This window comes from Thermosynechococcus sp. Uc, assembly GCF_029335995.1.
GTDB lineage: Bacteria > Cyanobacteriota > Cyanobacteriia > Thermosynechococcales > Thermosynechococcaceae > Thermosynechococcus.
In genome coordinates, this window is record NZ_JARJMS020000013.1 from 34,140 (window position 1) to 51,055 (window position 16,916).

A 16,916-nucleotide genomic window follows, 5' to 3' on the forward strand; every position below is an offset into this window, starting at 1 on the left:
AGAAGCGGGAGGTAACCCATGATTATTACAGCAGGTCTATTGGCGGGAGCGATCGCCCTACTGGGGTGGGGACTGTACCGTAACCTGCCCTACGGCAAGTTGGGGATTGTGGCTTGGCTGCAAACCCTTGTCCTGATGCTCCCTTGGCTGGTGGTCTTTGGCAGTCTCAGCTTTGGGATTGTGATTAACTTTGCGGCGGTACTCTTTGGCCTAGTGTTCTCCATTGTGGCCTATGTTGCCCTTGGGCGCTGGTTGCGATCGCTGGCGGCCACTGCCGAACTGCCCCTGCCCCCTGCTTCCTCTGGCCGTACTGAACTCGAGCAGGCCAGCGCCGAACAGACGACCCCAGCCCAAGCTGCCGAAAAGCCAACCCTTCCCGCTGAGGATCTACAAGCCATTCAAAGTATCTTTAGCGTAGATACCTACTTTGCCACCGACTACATTCCCTACAAAGGGGGCATCATCTGCCCAGGGAATTTGCGCGGTGAGGCTCAGGCTGTCCATCAACAGCTCACAGAGCGCCTCCAAGCGGCCTTGCCCGACCGCTACCGCCTCTTTATGGTGCCCAATAGTGAAGGCAAGCCAATGGTTGTGATCTTGCCGCTGACGACCGAACCCATTCGCTCTGGCACTCTCCAGAAGCTGGCAGCGATTTTCTTGGCGGTGGCCACCTTCGGAACCTGTTTGGAGACCAGTGCCATCTTGCAGGGGTTTAGCTTACTGGGGAATCCCACCCCCGGTCTTTTCCAGCGATCGCTGCCCTTTGCCCTCGGCCTTTTTGGCATTGCAGCCGTACGGGAACTGGGTCACTGGTTCATGGCCAAACGCTATCAAGCTCGCTTGGGTCCGCCCATCTTTTTGCCAGCGTGGCAGTTGGGGACGTTTGGTGCCATCACCCGCATTGAATCTTTCCTTGCCAATCGCAGCCAGCTCTTTGACATCGGCGCAGCGGGGGCGATTGCCGCTGGCAGTCTTTCACTGCTGCTGTTGGGCATTGGCCTTGTCCTCTCGCCCACAACTCAGGGTTGGGAGGTACCGACTCTCTTTTTTCAAGGATCAATCTTGGTGGGGACGATCGCCAAGCTCTTTTTAGGTCAGCAGTTGCAAAGCGAAATGGTGATAGTCCATCCCTTAGTGATTCTGGGTTGGTTAGGCCTGATCATGACCGCCTTGAACTTGATGCCGGCGGGACAACTGGATGGCGGGCGTATTGTTCAAGCCATTTACGGCACCAAAACCGCCAAACGACTGACGATCATTAACCTTGTGGTCTTGGGCTTGGTGGCGATCGTCAATCCTTTGGCCTTGTATTGGGCATTGGTGATTCTCCTGTTGCAGCGGGGGGTGGATCAACCCAGTCTCAATGAGATCACAGAACCGGATGACACCCGCGCCGGTCTTGGCCTGTTGTTGTTGTTCTTAATGGCGGCCACCCTAATCCCGATGGCGCCGGGATTGGCAGGACGGTTAGGAATTGGAGGCTAAATGCCGGATTCACTACGGCAAATTTTGACGGCGATCGCCCAAGGGCAACTGAGTGTGGAAACCGCCTATCGCCAACTCCAACATCTCACCTATGAACCCATTGGCGATTTTGCGCGAATTGACCACCAGCGGCAGCAGCGCACGGGCTTTCCAGAGGTGATTTGGGGACCCGGTAAGACACCGCAGCAGATTGCCGAAATCTTGGAGCGAATGCGTCCTCACTATCCCTGTGTGCTGGCCACGCGCATTTCCCCAGAGGTCTTTGAGGCAGTGCGAGCTCGCCTTGGAGGACTGCACTATTTCGAGAAAGCCCAAATTTGTAGTACGGCGCCCATTTTGCCGCCCCAGTCCCCGCTGCCGGTGGGCTTAGTCTGTGCGGGTACAGCGGATTTGCCCGTGGCCGAAGAGGCAGCCATTACCTTGCAACTCTGCGGGTTCGCGGTGGAACGGTTTTGGGACGTGGGCGTAGCTGGCATTCATCGCCTCCTGAGTGTGCGCGATCGCCTAGAGCAAATGGCTGTACTCATTGTGGTGGCCGGCATGGAGGGGGCACTTCCTAGTGTGGTAGCGGGGCTGGTGTCTGTACCTGTCATTGCTGTACCTACCAGTGTGGGCTATGGCGCGAACTTTAGGGGCTTGGCAGCGCTGCTGACAATGCTCAACTCCTGTGCCCCCGGCATTGGCGTTGTCAATATTGACAATGGCTTTGGGGCAGCAATGCTGGCGGCCAAGATCTTGCGATCCCTGAGCCAACGGTTATAATGATCATTTGTTCTTCATGTGTGATTGATCATCAGGTGACCTGTGGCTAACATTAAATCTGCCGCTAAACGTGCTCAAATTGCTGAGCGCAACCGTCTGCGTAACAAAGCCTATCGCTCGGCAGTGCGGACGCTGATTAAAAACTACTTGACCGCCATTGGCCAGTACACTGCCGACCCCACGCCAGAAAAACTGGCAGAAGTCCAGCACCGACTCAACTTGGCTTTTAGCAAAATTGACAAAGCTGTAAAGCGTGGTGTGCTTCACCGCAATACCGGAGCCCGTCGCAAAGCCCGGCTAAGCCGCATCCTCAACAAAACACTGCAACCCACCTCCTAGCCTCTATGTTGGTGGATACCCACGTCCATCTCAACTTTCCAGAGTATGCGCCCGATCTCGAAACAGTAGCTGAGCGCTGGCGATGGGCGGGGGTAGTGCGGCTGGTTCATTCCTGCGTTGAGCCCAGTGAATTTCCCGCAATCCAACGCCTTACAGCTCAATTTCCAGAACTGTTTATGGCCGTGGGTCTGCATCCATTGGAGACAAAGCAGTGGCATCCCGGTCTCAAAGATAAAATCGCCGGCCTTGCGACCAGTGAGCCGAAAGTGGTTGCCATTGGCGAAACAGGTCTAGATTTTTACAAAGCCACGAATCGCGAAGAGCAGGAAACCGCCTTTTGGGCACAGTTAGAGGTGGCTCACACGTTGAATTTGCCCGTTATCATTCATTGTCGGGATGCAGCAGCAGCAGCGCGGCATTTGATTCGGCAATTTGCTCGCGATCGCGGGCCTGTTCAAGGAGTGATGCACTGCTGGGGCGGTACCCCTGAAGAAACTGAATGGTTCCTCGACCTTGGTCTTTTTATTAGCTTTAGCGGTACTGTTACCTTTAAGAACGCTAAGCAAATCCATGCCTCGGCACAGATGGTTCCCAGCGATCGCCTGCTTGTGGAAACCGATTGTCCCTTCCTTGCCCCTGTGCCCAAACGGGGCGAAAAACGCAATGAACCCAGCTATGTGCGTTTTGTAGCCGAAGCTGTAGCCCGACTACGACAGTGTGATCTTTTAGAATTAGAACGGCAGACGACCCTCAACGCCTGTAATCTCTTTCGTTTGCCCTTACCTAGCGAACTTGCCCTTTAAGTCCCAAACACTTCCCCAGCTCGACTCAAAAATTCCACCACGTTAAAAGATCTAGGGCATTTATCTAGCATCCTAGGATGGGGTTGTAGGCTAAGGACAATAGCTTAGGATGTGTCCCTAATTAGCAAATACTTTTGGTAACCCGTGGACTCTCTGGAATGCCGTTGGCACCTGGATCGATTGATCTAGGTCGATTTTCTGGATACTCATGCTGACTTGACGAGGATACTGTATGGTTAGCTCTCCTCCCCGTCCCACTGAACTCACCGATGATATTCGTGCTTTTGGTCCTGCTCGCGCCACGATTCAAGGACAACCCTTGAGTGAAAGTGAAGTTGAGGCCATGGATGCCTTCTTCCGCGCCTGTAACTATCTGGCCGTGGGCATGATTTATTTACTCGATAACCCCCTACTTAAAGAACCCCTCAAACCCGAACACATCAAAAAACGCCTCCTCGGTCACTGGGGCTCGAGTCCGGGTCTAGCCTTTTGCTATCTTCACCTCAATCGCATTATTAAAAAGTACCAACAGGAGATGATTTTTCTTGCCGGCCCTGGCCATGGGGCACCGGGGGTCTTGGCACCCGTTTACCTTGAGGGCAGTTACACCGAGATTTACCACGACATTAGTGAGGATGCCCACGGCCTAAAAAAATTCTTCAAGCAATTCTCGTTCCCCGGTGGCATTGGTAGCCACTGCACCCCCGAAACGCCCGGCTCGATTCACGAAGGGGGAGAACTGGGTTATGTCCTTTCCCATGCCTGTGGTGCGGCCTTTGACAACCCCGATCTAATTGTCGCGGCAGTAGTTGGCGATGGGGAAGCGGAAACGGGTCCTTTGGCCACCTCATGGCACATCAATAAGTTCCTCAACCCGGCGCGCGATGGGGCAGTTTTGCCGATTCTTAACCTAAATGGCTACAAGATTAACAACCCGACGATTCTGGCACGGATTCCCCATCAAGATTTGGAGAGCTATTTCCGGGGCTTAGGGTATGACCCCTGCTTTGTCGAAGGTTCCGATCGCCCCTCAATGCACCAAGCTATGGCCGCAACCCTTGACTACTGCGTCACTAAAATTAAAGAGATTCAACGGGCAGCGCGCGAAGAGGGGGTCACCACCTTACCCCGTTGGCCGATGATTGTGCTGCGTACCCCCAAAGGTTGGACAGGCCCTGCGCAAGTGAATGGCCACAAAGTAGAAGGTTCCTGGCGAGCACACCAGGTGCCCCTAGCGGATGTCCACACCAACCCTGAAAATCTCAAGCTCTTGGAAAACTGGCTGCGCAGTTACCGTCCCGAAGAACTTTTTGATGAGAATGGGACATTCCGCCCTGAACTCAAGGCTTTAGCACCTACGGGCAACTACCGTATGGGCATGAATCCCCACGCCAATGGTGGACTGCTGCGCAAGGATTTGAAAATGCCTGACTTCCGGCACTACGGCGTCACGTTTGAAAAACCGGCGCAAATTGAGGTGGAGAATACCCGTCCCCTTGGGGTCTTTCTGCGGGATGTTATGCGCAATAACATGACCAATTTCCGCGTCTTTGGTCCCGATGAAAATACCTCTAATAAACTCAATGCCATTTACGAGGTCAGTCAGAAATTCTGGATTGCGGAATACTTGGATGAGGATGCCGATGGCGGTGAATTGTCTCCCAATGGTCGCGTTATTGAAATGCTCAGTGAGCACACTATGGAGGGGATGCTGGAGGGCTACCTGCTGACGGGTCGGCACGGGTTTTTCTCTACCTACGAGTCTTTTGTCCATGTGATTGACTCGATGTTTAACCAACACGCCAAATGGTTGAGCATTTGCAATGAACTCTCGTGGCGGGCTGATATTGCTTCTTTGAACTTGCTGATTACCTCAACGGTGTGGCGGCAGGATCACAATGGCTTCACCCACCAAGATCCGGGATTTTTGGATATTGTCTGCAACAAGAGTGCCAAGGTGACGCGGATTTACCTGCCCCCCGATGCCAACTCCCTGCTGTCGGTGGCGGATCACTGCCTGCGGAGCAAAAACTATGTAAATGTGATTGTTTCTGACAAGCAGTTGCACTTGCAGTACATGACGATGGATCAAGCTGTCATTCACTGCACGAAGGGGATAGGCATTTGGGACTGGGCAAGCAATGACCAAGGCTGTGAGCCGGATCTGGTGATGGCCAGTGCTGGGGATATTCCCACCCAAGAGGCGTTAGCGGCGATCGCCCTCCTGCGGCAGGAGTTTCCACAGTTGAAGATTCGCTATATCAATGTGGTGGATCTCTTTAAGCTGCAACCCGAAACCGAACACCCCCACGGCCTTAGCGATCGCGACTTTGATAGTCTCTTTACCCTCGATCGCCCGATTATCTTTAACTTCCATGGCTATCCTTGGTTGATCCACCGTCTTGCCTACCGCCGCCACAATCACCGCAATTTGCACGTGCGCGGCTACAAGGAGAAGGGCAACATCAATACCCCCCTAGAGCTGGCCATCAATAATGAGATTGATCGCTTTAGTCTGGCCATTGATGCCATCGATCGCCTCCCCGCTCTTCAAGTGGCGGGTGCCCATGCCAAGGAGAAATTCCGCAACATGCAAATTGAAGCCCGTAACTACGCCTACGAGTACGGTGTGGATAAGCCCGAGTTTAGCCACTGGACCTGGCCGTTTTAGTTGATCCTCTAGCCCCTCTCTGCACTTATTGGCAAGGGAGGAGTTCTGCTGGGCGTACGGGCACTTGGTGCTGTTGCAGATAGCGCTTAATTTGGGCAATCGTCAGTTGGCCATAGTGCAGGAGCGAGGCCAAGAGTGCCGCCTCTGCTTTTCCTTCCACAAGGGCAGCGCGAATATGCTCACAGGTGCCCGCCCCGCCGGAGGCAATGACAGGAATTTCCACCCGCTCGGCAATCGCTCGCGTCAATTCGAGGTCGTAGCCCGCCTGGGTACCGTCTGCATCCATACTGGTCACCAACAATTCCCCCGCCCCCCGTTTAGCCATTTCCACCGCCCACTCAAGGGCATCCAAGCCGGTGGCTTCCCGTCCACCCCGTACATAGACCTGCCAACGGGGCTGTTGCGGATCCCAGTGGGGGTCGCGCCGTGCATCAATGGCAACAACGATACACTGGGCACCAAAGCGATCGCTGGCTCGGCTCACGAGATCGGGTTGCCGCACTGCCGCCGAGTTTAGACTCACCTTATCTGCCCCGGCGCGCAACAGGTCTTTGATCATCGTTAGGGACTGGATACCCCCCCCCACCGTCAGGGGAATAAACACCTGATCTGCTGTGCGATAGACAACATCAATGAGGATATTGCGCTCTTCATGGGTAGCTGTAATATCGAGAAACACTAATTCATCAGCACCCGCTGCATTGTAGGCTTGAGCCAGTTCCACAGGATCGCCGGCATCGCGCAAGTTGACAAAGTTCACACCCTTGACAACGCGACCCGCCTTCACATCCAAACAGGGCAAAATTCGTTTGGCAAGCATTTGGCCTCCTTGGGACTACTGCACAGTAACACGGCGACCACCGCCACTGACAAAAATGATGGCGCGCCCCTCCGCCATGGGTTCCCAACCGACATCAAAGCCACTGCGCCAAGCAATGGCGCGGGCAGCCCGGAAACAATCAAAGCTATCGGGACGCACAAAGAAGACAAGGGAATAGCGGCCGGGTAAGAGACGATCAATTGTCCGGCGAAAGTTTGAGCTGGGTTTTTCCATTGTGCGCGGGGATTCACCACCGCTGCGATCGCGAGGCTCAAAAAGAGTTTGCAAAATCGGTTGTCCTTGGTTGCGAACCAGACTCAAGTGCACATTGTAGTAGCGGGTACTGTGGCGAAAGGACTCTAATTGTTGCTGAATTTGGTGCAGATCTGCAAAGGGATTTTCTGTGATGCGCCGCAGATGGTGATCAATGGCCTTACTGGCTTGATCCTCCTCAAGGGGCAGGACACGATTTTCACGACACTCAAAGAAATACACTTGCTTGCGAGTTTCGCGGGCAATGGGGGTACGCACCAGCGCAGGAGACACTGCCGCCGTTAAGCTGGCAAAAAGGCAGACAAAGATCATTACCCCCACGGTATTGGTGAGGACGTCGAGGAACGAGTCGAGATTTTGACTAGGGGCTTGGACTTGGGGACGGGCGCGCGATCGCTTCATGAAGCTGGAGTACAGAGGCTTTTTCTAGGTTATCGGAATTCTTGAACTCCGGTCTTAGTGCATCTGATAGAGTGGCAATTAATCACTATTGATCAGCTCATCAACTCCTCACGCCTATGGCAATGCTTAAAACGCGCCCTACTCGTTCCTTCACCGACCAAGCCTGCAATCGCAAAGTGGGCAAAGGGGGGCGAGTCTTGGTACTACTCTCACTCATGACGCTATTTCTCCTAGGGGGCATTGTTCCTCGCTTGGGCTACCTGCAAATTGTCGAAGGGAATCGCAATCGGCAAATGGCCGATGAAAACCGCATTCGCCTCATTCCTAAGCCCCCAGAGCGCGGCAAAATTCTGGATCGCAAAGGGCGGATTCTTGCGGGGAACAAGTTCTCCTACTCCGTTTTCCTCTGGCCCCTTGCTGCTAAAAAGCCCGAATGGCCGCAGACTGCGAGAATCCTCTCGCGAGTACTCAATATCCCTGCTGCTGAAATTGAAGCGCGGGTCAAACAAGCAGGGGTAAATTCCCCTTCTTTGATTCGCATTGCCCAAGGAATTACTCAAGCGCAAATTGTCGCCCTTGAAGAGCATCGCAATTTTTTGACAGGGGTAGAAATTGACCGCGAAGCCATGCGCTTTTATCCCCATGGTGAAACGGCTGCCCACATCATTGGCTACATTGGTGAACTGAATGAGGAAGAATTGGCTGCCCGCCAGGATCAGGGTTACCGTCTTGGCGATGTCATGGGCAAAATGGGCGTTGAGGCTACCTATGAAAAGGTTCTGCGGGGAACTTGGGGCGGTCAGCAGGTGGAGGTGGATGGCCAGGGCAAAGTAATCCGCATTCTCGGCCAAAAGGTGGCGCGACCGGGGAACGACATTACTCTTTCTGTGGATTTAGACCTGCAAAAAGCCGCTGAAGCAGCCTTGGGGAATCGGCCGGGGGCGATCGTGGCTATGGATCCCCGCGATGGCTCGATTCTGGCCCTTGCCAGTTACCCTGCCTTTGACCCCAATTGGTTTGCCCGCCGCATCACCCAAGCGCAATGGGCGGAGCTACAACGGCGGCAATTTCCCTTTGTTAACCGTGCCCTCCAAGGGTTCCCCCCCGCCAGTACTTTCAAAATTGTAACGACAGTGGCAGGTCTTGAGTCCGGAAAGTTTAGCCCCGATACAGTATTGATGACTTACCCTGCCCTCTATTCGGCTGGGTTTGCCTTCCATGATTGGAACCGTGCCGGCTTTGGTCCCCTTGGCTTTGCTGGTGCTTTAGCTTGGAGCAGTAATACATTCTTTGGCCAAGTGGCGCGCCGAATTGGACCTGAGACTCTCATCCATTGGGCACATCGTTTTGGTATGGGAGCAAAGACTGGCATTGACTTACCCGGCGAGGCAGCGGGTCTTGTGCCTGACCCCGAGTGGAAACAGAAAACCTTTGGTGAAGGCTGGTATGATGGGGACTCCTTGATCATGTCTATTGGCCAAGGTGCCCTCCAGGTCAGTCCCCTGCAAGCAGCGGTGATGTTTGCTGTGCCCGCCAATGGCGGCTACAAAGTGCGTCCGCATTTGATTGCCTCAGAAAACCCGCATCGCTGGCGCCAGTCGTTAAATTTGAAGCCCTCTACGGTGCAAGTACTCCGCCAAGGCCTGCGACAGGTGGTGACCAGCGGCACCGGTGCTGCCTTGAACATTAGTGAAGTAGCGATCGCTGGCAAAAGTGGGACGGGTGAGGATCCTCCCCGCCCTAACCATACGTGGTTTGGAGCCTATGCGCCGGCCGATCAACCGGAAATTGTGGTTGTGGCCTTTGCTGAAAACTCCGGTGGCAGCGGTGGCTCCGTTTGTGGCCCGATGGTGTTGCAGGTCATTCAAGCCTATATGAAGATTCGCGATCGCTAACTCCTACATAGCCAACAGGTTCAACACGTTGCTATTGCCTCAGGTTCTGCCTAGAATTTGAAGGAGCGTAACAGGATCAACCATCATGAAGCAGCGCATCATTCCTGTGGGGGTGACCTTGGGTGTTCTGGCCTTGGGCTGTGGGGGATACCGCAGCATGGCTGAGCCTGTTCCTGTGGAAGCGGCAGCCCCTGAGCTACCTTTGGTGAATCCAGTTCAAGCCGTTGACAGCAATCCCCTCATTTTCTCCCCCGAACCCGTTGATCCGCCAGCAGGCAGTGAGCCGCTTCAAAACCTAAAGCCTGCCCAATCCATTCCTGTGGTTATCCAAGAGCGCTCTACTGGCTGTCGGGCAGTTATTACCGAGGGGGTTCCCAATAGTATTTGCCAAGCCCAAGCGTCTCAACAATCGCCAGTGACCGCCACAGCCGCCCTGCCTTCTACTCCAGCTTTGGATCGTCCTGGCAATACTGCCAACCCTAGACGTTTTGTGCCCCCTGCTCCATCCGCTGCACCGGCCTATGTGCGTCAACCCTTTCCGGGCGCTAATCCCTTGCGGTGGCTGAAGATCCACAATGGCCAAATGCTCTTTCCTTTACCTTTTCCAGTGCCTATTACTTCCACGTTTGGTTGGCGCATCCATCCCATTTTTGGCGATCGCCGCTTCCATTGGGGAACCGATTTAGGCGCAGCGGAGGGGACACCCGTGCTCGCAGTTTTTGATGGCCGTGTTGTTAAGTCCAACTGGCTGGGGGGCTACGGCCTCACCGTGATTTTGCAACACCCACCAAAACAGCACCAAACCGTCTATGCCCACCTCTCGCAGCTTTTTGTCAATCCCGGTCAGTGGGTCAAACAGGGCGAGGTCATTGGTTTGGTGGGCAGTACGGGCAACTCCACTGGACCGCACTTACATTTTGAGATTCATGAAATGACAGTTCAGGGACTCATTCCCGTTGCTCCCGAAGCGCGGTTAGAATTGGCATTAGCGCAGTTAAAGCAGGCGATCGCCCAAGCGCGTCAGCAGCCGCATCGCAATTCCTAGGAGACCGATGGTTATTGCCACTTCCCCTTACACCGATAATCCCCTATTGCGGGGAGATGGGTTTCCCCCCTTTGATCAGATTCAGGTGAGCCATGTTGAGCCAGCGGTGCGCCAACTATTGCAGGAACTCAGCCAGGAATTAGACGCCCTAGAGCAATCCTTCACGCCCACATGGGAAGGACTCGTGGAACCCCTCGAACGTCTGAGCGATCGCCTTGGTTGGACATGGGGCATTGTAAGCCATCTTACAGGTGTCAAAAACAGCCCTGAACTGCGCCAAGCCTACGAAGCCGTTCAACCCCAAGTGGTGGAGTTCTCCACCCGTTTGGGACAATCCCGCCCCCTCTATGAAGGGTTTAAGACGCTGGCCGCTAGTTCCGAATTTCAGAGCTATTCCCCTGCTCGCAAACGCATTGTCGAAGCTGCCATTCGCAACGCCGAACATAGTGGTGTTTGTTTGACGGGGGCAGCCAAGGAACGCTTCAACGCTATTCAGCTAGAGCTGGCGGAACTATCCACTCAGTTTGCCAACAATCTTTTAGATGCCACCAAGGCCTTCCGCCTCAAGCTCACTCAACCCGATGAAGTCGCTGGCCTGCCGCCTAGCCTCCTTGCCCTTGCAGCGCAAACCGCTCGCCAAGATGGTGTTGAGACCGCCAGCCCAGAAACAGGGCCATGGCACATCACTTTAGACTTTCCCAGCTATGGCCCTTTCATGCAACACAGCCAACGGCGGGATTTGCGGGAACAGGTCTATCGTGCCTATATTTCCCGTGCCAGCAGTGGTGAATGGGATAACCGTCCAATTCTTGAGCGCATCCTTGCCCTGCGGGTAGAAGAAGCGCAGCTATTGGGATTTAACACCTATGCTGAACTTAGCCTTGCCAGCAAAATGGCCGACAGTGTTGCCAGTGTAGAAAAGCTCCTAGAGGAGTTGCGCCAAGTTAGCTACGCTGCAGCCAGACGGGAACTAGAGGAACTCAAAGCTTTTGCTGCGGCCCAAGGGGCAGCGGAAGCCCACGATCTCCAGCACTGGGATATTGCCTACTGGGCAGAACGGCAGCGGGAAGCCCTCTTTGCTTTTAACGATGAAGAACTCCGTCCTTACTTCCCCCTGCCCCAAGTGCTTGAAGGGCTATTTGACTTAGTGAAGCGGCTCTTTGGTGTCACGGTGGTACCAGCAGACGGACAAGCCCCCGTTTGGCATCCCGATGTGCGTCTTTTTGCCATCCTCGATGAACACAACCAAACAATTGCCCACTTTTACCTTGACCCCTACAGCCGTCCTGCCGAGAAGCGAGGCGGGGCTTGGATGGACGATTGTCTTGGTCGTGCCAAATATCGCATTCAGGGAGAATGGCGAATTCGTTTACCTGTGGCCTACTTGGTCTGCAATCAAACCCCGCCTGTGGATGGCAAGCCCAGCCTGATGACCTTTAGCGAGGTGGAAACCCTCTTCCATGAATTTGGTCATGGTTTGCACCACATGCTAACGCGAGTGGATGAAGCAGGGGCAGCGGGCATTAATAACGTGGAGTGGGATGCAGTGGAACTCCCCAGCCAATTTATGGAAAATTGGTGCTACCACCGCCCTACCCTCTTGGGTATGGCTCGCCATTACGCAACAGGAGAACCCTTGCCAGAGCACTACTATGAAAAGCTGGTTGCTGCCCGTACCTATCGCGCTGGCAGTGCCCTGTTACGTCAGTTGCACTTTAGTTTGTTGGATTTAGAACTGCACCATCGCTATCAACCAGGTCAGGGGGAGACGCCCCAGCGAGTGCGCGATCGCTTAGCACAGACAACTATGATTTTACCCCCTCTGCCAGAAGATGCCTTTCTTTGTAGCTTTAGCCACATTTTTGCGGGCGGCTATGCGGCGGGGTACTACAGCTATCTTTGGGCGGAGGTTCTGAGCGCCGATGCCTTTGCCGCCTTTGAGGAAGCGGGTCTAGACAACGAGCAGGCTGTTGCTGAAATGGGACGCCGCTATCGCGACACGGTGCTTGCCCTTGGCGGCAGCCAGCCTCCCATGGAAATTTTCAAGGCCTTCCGCGGGCGCGAACCTATCACCGAACCCCTGCTACGGCACCGAGGCTTATTGTCAAAAACTTAGTTAGGGAAAAGGGTGAGCATTTTTCTGAAAACACTTAGAAACAGCATAGACAATTAAATCAACAAGTCACATGAATCTTGATACTTTTGAGTTTAATTTAAGGAGAAACTTCTGAAAAGTTTCTAATTACTCCCCCAGTGTATCCGGTTGTCCTAAAGTCAGTTGCTAAGGATTGAAGGGGAATCTCATAGGCAGGTTTGTCGAAGATAATAATTCCCCCAAGGGAAGACCTCGCTTCTAGGAAAGGAAAATTTTATTTAGAACTTACAGAACCTGAGGAAGGTGATCGCCTCGCGTTTGATCCAGCCACTCAAAAATCCGATCCAACTGCTCCAGCGTAATTAATCCATACTGCCAAAGAATAATCGGCAGTGATCCCCGCTGCTGTTGCCACTGACGCAAAGCCATGGCAATAGTCTCTGGTGGCAGTGCCAGTTCCTGTTCAAGGTATTGCAGTAGCTGAGGAGAGTGGAACATTGTCGGTGAGGAGTAACCAGTAAAACAGGGACAGGACAACCTTTAGACTTGCAGTATAACAACGGGATTCTCAGGATAGGGTGAGTTTAACAAAAGCTGCATATTGTCTGGGAAGGCGCTGGGGCTGATTGCAATGTTTCGCAGCATACCCTTAAGATAATTAAAAAAGATGCCCTATTTGTAAATTTTTATTACGATGCTTGAACACGTGTGGCGCTGGTTTCGCCAAATTGGCTTAGGGATGGTGCTGGTGAGCCTCTGCTGGTTGGGGACGATCGCCCCTGCTCACAGCTTTAACAATCCAGAATTGCTGCCTAAGGAGCCAACCAATGTCGTTGACCTCGCCCAAATTCTCACACCGGTTCAAAAAGAACGCCTCGACAGCGAACTGGCAGACTTTGAAGCACAGACAGGGTGGAAACTGCGTGTCCTCACCCAATACGATCGCACTCCCGGCTTAGCGGTACGGGATTTTTGGGACTTGGATGATCGCAGTATTCTGCTGGTGGCTGACACCCGTGGTGGCAATCTTTTGAACTTCAATGTTGGAGACACCGCTTACCGCGTTCTCCAGCGCACCTTTTGGGTCGAGTTACAAACCCGTTTTGGCAATCAATACTTTGTTCGTGACAACGGCGAAGATCAGGCAATCCTGCAATCCCTCCATGCTATTGAAACCTGCCTTGCCCAAGGGGGATGCCGCGCTGTACCGGGACTACCCCAAGAACAGTGGGTGCTCACCCTTGCGACTTCTATCTTTGGTGGGATTATTTTGGGCTTTGTCGCTCGTCCCCGCCGTGCCGATCAAAAAGTGGCTTGGAAGTGGATTCTCCTCTTTTCGCCGCTGTGGGGAATGCTTTTCTTTGCCTTTGGCTTAGGGCCTGTGCTAGCGCGCACCCAAGAGTGGCTTCCGATTCTGCGCAATGTTGCTGGTTTTGCTCTTGGTGCAATTGTTGCTTTTTTAATTCCTGGCCCTAGTCTGCCGCCGGTGCTGGAGGAGTAGAATCTTTCCTACACCTGATTAATTGCTTAGGATTGAGATTAAACATACCTCTGTTGGGGCAGCCATCTTGGGCAATGATTACCAATCACAATCCCTCCCGCACCATCGTTGGCATTGTTAAAGGCCCTGGAGAGAGCGGCAGTGAATACGTGTTTATTACTACTGACCCTCAACCGTCTCGGATTGGTGAATTTGTTTACTATGAGTTGAGCGATCGCCCAAAGGAGGGGGTGAATTCCGACAGGGGCAATGCTCACGAAGTTTTGGGCAAGATTACCGGCTGCCGTCTCATTGAGCATCTGCCAGATCGGATGTTTGCCGATTATGAACTCAACACCAGCGCAGTGGCGTCTCTCATTGGTTTTACCTGTGAATCGCCGGAACTCTATGAAATGACCGTGGAGGTCATTGGGGAATTTCACCCAGTGTTTGGCTTCAATAATTTGCGGCGGCTCCCCTTGCCCGGCGCTAAGGTGTATCTGGCGGAAAACGAACTGCTGCAGCGCGTTCTCAACAAGAAAAAACCTGAGGAGGTAGGCGCTGCCCACATTGGTTCGCTGTTGTTACGGGAGGAGGGAGCCGTTCCCATTACCCTTGATGTCAAAGAACTCGTGAGCACCCATGTGGCTATCCTCGCAGGGACAGGATCTGGCAAGTCCTATACCGCAGGAGTTTTGGTGGAGGAGTTGCTGTTGCCCAAAAATCGAGCTGCAGTACTCATTTTCGACCCCCACGGCGAATACCATACACTGACGCAAATCAGGGGACATGACGCCTTTAGGGGCAACGATGGCTATCAGCCTCAGGTGAGATGTATTTCACCAGAGGAAATTAAAATACGGGTTTCTTCCCTTGAATTTTACGATATTCTTACACTGCTTCCCCCGATGAGCGATCGCCAGCAGGCCATTCTCAAAAAAGCTTACGATCAAGTGCGCAGTACCTATAAACAGCTCTATTGGGGCATACAGGACTTAATCAACACTGTCTATAGCGTGGATCAAGTTGAAAACGAGGAGGGGAATATCAAGCAGGGGTCTTCCGCCGATGCGCTAGCTTGGAAACTAGAAAAGATGCAGCGCTCTCCCTACTTCCATTCCCACGAACACTTATCCTTGCAGACCTTATTTGTCCCCGGTCAAGTAACGATCTTACAAATGAATGAGATTCCCCTAGAGGAGCAGCAGGTCATTGCCACGGCCATTTTGCGTCAAGCAAACCACGCTCGCATCAATACCCACAAAGGTCACGTCTCTCAGGGACATGAGCAGTACCTCCCCTACCCGGTCTTTATTTTGATTGAGGAAGCGCATCGCTTTGCCCCTGCCCATGAACCCTCCCAATGTAAGCAGGTATTGCGCACTATCCTCAGTGAGGGGCGTAAATTTGGAGTGGGGGTGGGACTCATTACCCAGCGGCCAGGAAAACTAGACAGTGATGTACTTTCCCAGTGTATGAGCCAGTTTATTCTCCGAATTGTCAATCCCGTGGATCAAGAGAGCCTCAAACATGGAGTAGAGGCAGCAGGGCGGGATCTGCTTAAAGAACTGCCCGCCCTCAGTAAAGGCCAAGTGATTATTGCCGGTGCCTGTGTGAATACACCAGTTCTTTGTCGGGTGCGGCAACGCTTGACCACCCATGGGGGTGATACATTGGATGCGCCTTCTGTGTGGCAATCCTACTTTGACAAATACAAACAGTTAGACCGTAAGATGACTATGGCAAAACCGGCACCACGCTCAAAACCCTACACCATCGGCCGTCGCTCCCTTGAGTAATTCCCTATTGTCAAGTTCAAGAAAATACGCTAACTTAGAAATAGCTCTAATCAGGGGGCTGAAACGGCTTCGACGTCCTAGTGAAAGTTGGGCTGTGATGCAGGTCGAGAGTGGGCTATCTCTCGTTAATCCAGAGTCCAAACTAAAAGTAACTGCGAACAACATCGTTCCTTTCGCTCGTAAAGCTGCTGCGGTAGCCTAAGACCTCTATCCAGGTTCGAGCACTCGCTGTCTGACTCCGTTAAGGGCAGCGGGTTAACCCCAACGGATGCACTAGGCAGCTCTCTCTGGTGAGCTGTTTAGTAAAGACTCTACCAGAGCATCCTACTGTTCGGGATAAGGAACAGTTCCCGCCTGAGGGTAAGAAAGGCTAAACCTGTGAAGGAGCAGTCGATGAATAGCTAGGGCGGACACGGGTTCGACTCCCGTCAGCTCCATTAACGTCTCTGCAAAAAGTTGAGAATGCCTTGGGCGATCGCCCGTGCCATTTGTGTCCGCCAAGCAGGATTCCGGAGATTGGCAGCGTCCTCTGCACCTGTAACAAACCCTATCTCGACAAGGGCAGAATCCATTGACGTATTGCGAATTACATAGAAGCGAGCAGCCCTAACTCCACGATCTCGGATATTCAGGGAATTGAGAATACTGTTGTGAATTGCAGAGGCCAAGCGACTTGAACGTCCGGGTGCAAAGTAGGTCTCTAAGCCATTGACATCGGGGCGAGCCAGACTAATGGCGTTGGCGTGAATGCTCACAAATGCATTGGCTCGTGCCTGTTCGGCAATGGCCACCCGCGGAGCCAAGTCTAGATCAATATCTGTAGTTCGAGTCATCATCACCTGTACCCCTTGCTGCTGCAAAAATTGGGCAACTTGCAGACCAATCTCCAGAACCATATCCTTTTCACGAATGCCGCCAATACCAATGGCACCGGGATCGCCTCCGCCATGTCCGGGATCGATGACTACCACCAAACGGCCACGGGGGACGGGCTGGGTTGTTGCTGTGGGGGGCACGTCAATGGGTGTAGGAGCACTCGTCGGTGAG

Annotated in this window: 14 protein-coding genes and 1 other RNA gene; 11 read left to right on the forward strand and 4 right to left on the reverse strand. The window is 53.3% G+C overall.

The features are described 5' to 3' along the window. Positions 1–18: 18 nt before the first annotated feature. The 5 genes from P3X23_RS01660 (at position 19) to P3X23_RS01680 (ending at position 6,060) form a co-directional block, all read left to right on the forward strand. A complete protein-coding gene (locus tag P3X23_RS01660; protein ID WP_300872519.1) occupies positions 19–1,485 on the forward strand; it encodes a site-2 protease family protein in 1,467 nt (488 codons plus the stop codon). After that, positions 1,486–2,247 carry a nickel pincer cofactor biosynthesis protein LarB gene (gene larB / locus P3X23_RS01665; protein ID WP_300872521.1) on the forward strand — a complete coding sequence of 254 codons (762 nt, stop codon included), beginning with the start codon at positions 1,486–1,488 and terminating at the stop codon, positions 2,245–2,247. 42 nt (positions 2,248–2,289) lie between these two features. Then, positions 2,290–2,586, forward strand: coding sequence for a 30S ribosomal protein S20 (gene rpsT / locus P3X23_RS01670; protein ID WP_300872523.1), 297 nt, complete (start codon positions 2,290–2,292; stop codon positions 2,584–2,586). Between the two features lie 5 nt (positions 2,587–2,591). Then, the gene (locus P3X23_RS01675) at positions 2,592–3,389 is read left to right on the forward strand and encodes a TatD family hydrolase (protein WP_300872525.1); all 798 of its coding nucleotides are present in this window, start codon (positions 2,592–2,594) and stop codon (positions 3,387–3,389) included. Between the two features lie 232 nt (positions 3,390–3,621). Then, positions 3,622–6,060 carry a phosphoketolase gene (locus tag P3X23_RS01680; protein ID WP_300872526.1) on the forward strand — a complete coding sequence of 813 codons (2,439 nt, stop codon included), beginning with the start codon at positions 3,622–3,624 and terminating at the stop codon, positions 6,058–6,060. A gap of 25 nt (positions 6,061–6,085) precedes the next feature. Here P3X23_RS01680 and hisF read toward each other — a convergent pair whose 3' ends face one another. Together hisF and P3X23_RS01690 are read right to left on the reverse strand one after the other, a co-directional pair. Next, positions 6,086–6,880, reverse strand: coding sequence for an imidazole glycerol phosphate synthase subunit HisF (gene hisF / locus P3X23_RS01685; protein ID WP_300872528.1), 795 nt, complete (start codon positions 6,878–6,880; stop codon positions 6,086–6,088). A 15-nt stretch (positions 6,881–6,895) separates the two neighbouring features. Then, positions 6,896–7,555: a hypothetical protein gene (locus P3X23_RS01690; RefSeq protein WP_300872530.1), complete on the reverse strand. Its 660-nt coding sequence runs from the start codon at positions 7,553–7,555 to the stop codon at positions 6,896–6,898. Positions 7,556–7,671: 116 nt separating this feature from the next. Here P3X23_RS01690 and mrdA point away from each other — a divergent pair, with 116 nt between their 5' ends. The 3 genes from mrdA (at position 7,672) to P3X23_RS01705 (ending at position 12,611) form a co-directional block, all read left to right on the forward strand. Continuing rightward, positions 7,672–9,450 (forward strand): penicillin-binding protein 2, encoded by a 1,779-nt coding sequence (gene mrdA, locus P3X23_RS01695; RefSeq protein ID WP_300872532.1) that lies wholly within the window; start codon positions 7,672–7,674, stop codon positions 9,448–9,450. Positions 9,451–9,535: 85 nt separating this feature from the next. Further along, entirely contained in the window at positions 9,536–10,495 is a 960-nt protein-coding gene (locus tag P3X23_RS01700) for a M23 family metallopeptidase (protein ID WP_300872534.1), read from the forward strand. Positions 10,496–10,502: 7 nt separating this feature from the next. Further along, on the forward strand, positions 10,503–12,611 hold the full coding sequence (locus tag P3X23_RS01705) for a M3 family metallopeptidase (protein ID WP_300872536.1): 2,109 nt from the start codon (positions 10,503–10,505) through the stop codon (positions 12,609–12,611). A 264-nt stretch (positions 12,612–12,875) separates the two neighbouring features. Here the strand turns inward: P3X23_RS01705 and P3X23_RS01710 are convergent, their stop codons facing one another. Continuing rightward, positions 12,876–13,088 carry a DUF2949 domain-containing protein gene (locus P3X23_RS01710; protein ID WP_300872538.1) on the reverse strand — a complete coding sequence of 71 codons (213 nt, stop codon included), beginning with the start codon at positions 13,086–13,088 and terminating at the stop codon, positions 12,876–12,878. Between the two features lie 241 nt (positions 13,089–13,329). On the opposite strand from P3X23_RS01710, the gene P3X23_RS01715 reads away from it, so the two are divergent. From P3X23_RS01715 to ssrA, 3 genes are all read left to right on the forward strand, one after another. Next, positions 13,330–14,091 (forward strand): TPM domain-containing protein, encoded by a 762-nt coding sequence (locus P3X23_RS01715; protein ID WP_367186469.1) that lies wholly within the window; start codon positions 13,330–13,332, stop codon positions 14,089–14,091. Positions 14,092–14,165: 74 nt separating this feature from the next. After that, a complete protein-coding gene (locus P3X23_RS01720) occupies positions 14,166–15,869 on the forward strand; it encodes a DUF87 domain-containing protein (protein ID WP_300872542.1) in 1,704 nt (567 codons plus the stop codon). A 54-nt stretch (positions 15,870–15,923) separates the two neighbouring features. Next, positions 15,924–16,309: a transfer-messenger RNA gene (gene ssrA, locus P3X23_RS01725) on the forward strand. On the opposite strand, the gene P3X23_RS01730 is transcribed toward ssrA, so the two are convergent. Further along, the coding region (locus P3X23_RS01730) for an N-acetylmuramoyl-L-alanine amidase (RefSeq protein ID WP_300872544.1) at positions 16,307–16,916 on the reverse strand (610 nt) is incomplete at its 5' end. The genes ssrA and P3X23_RS01730 overlap by 3 nt on opposite strands.

What these genes read in the sequence shown, in the direction of transcription:
- P3X23_RS01660 (WP_300872519.1), top strand. Translation starts at nt 19, where the DNA reads ATGATTATTACAGCAGGTCTATTGGCGGGAGCGATCGCCCTACTGGGG.
- larB (WP_300872521.1), top strand. Translation starts at nt 1,486, where the DNA reads ATGCCGGATTCACTACGGCAAATTTTGACGGCGATCGCCCAAGGGCAA.
- P3X23_RS01675 (WP_300872525.1), top strand. Translation starts at nt 2,592, where the DNA reads ATGTTGGTGGATACCCACGTCCATCTCAACTTTCCAGAGTATGCGCCC.
- P3X23_RS01680 (WP_300872526.1), top strand. Translation starts at nt 3,622, where the DNA reads ATGGTTAGCTCTCCTCCCCGTCCCACTGAACTCACCGATGATATTCGT.
- hisF (WP_300872528.1), bottom strand. Translation starts at nt 6,880, where the DNA reads ATGCTTGCCAAACGAATTTTGCCCTGTTTGGATGTGAAGGCGGGTCGC.
- P3X23_RS01690 (WP_300872530.1), bottom strand. Translation starts at nt 7,555, where the DNA reads ATGAAGCGATCGCGCGCCCGTCCCCAAGTCCAAGCCCCTAGTCAAAAT.
- mrdA (WP_300872532.1), top strand. Translation starts at nt 7,672, where the DNA reads ATGGCAATGCTTAAAACGCGCCCTACTCGTTCCTTCACCGACCAAGCC.
- P3X23_RS01700 (WP_300872534.1), top strand. Translation starts at nt 9,536, where the DNA reads ATGAAGCAGCGCATCATTCCTGTGGGGGTGACCTTGGGTGTTCTGGCC.
- P3X23_RS01705 (WP_300872536.1), top strand. Translation starts at nt 10,503, where the DNA reads ATGGTTATTGCCACTTCCCCTTACACCGATAATCCCCTATTGCGGGGA.
- P3X23_RS01710 (WP_300872538.1), bottom strand. Translation starts at nt 13,088, where the DNA reads ATGTTCCACTCTCCTCAGCTACTGCAATACCTTGAACAGGAACTGGCA.
- P3X23_RS01715 (WP_367186469.1), top strand. Translation starts at nt 13,330, where the DNA reads ATGGTGCTGGTGAGCCTCTGCTGGTTGGGGACGATCGCCCCTGCTCAC.
- P3X23_RS01720 (WP_300872542.1), top strand. Translation starts at nt 14,166, where the DNA reads ATGATTACCAATCACAATCCCTCCCGCACCATCGTTGGCATTGTTAAA.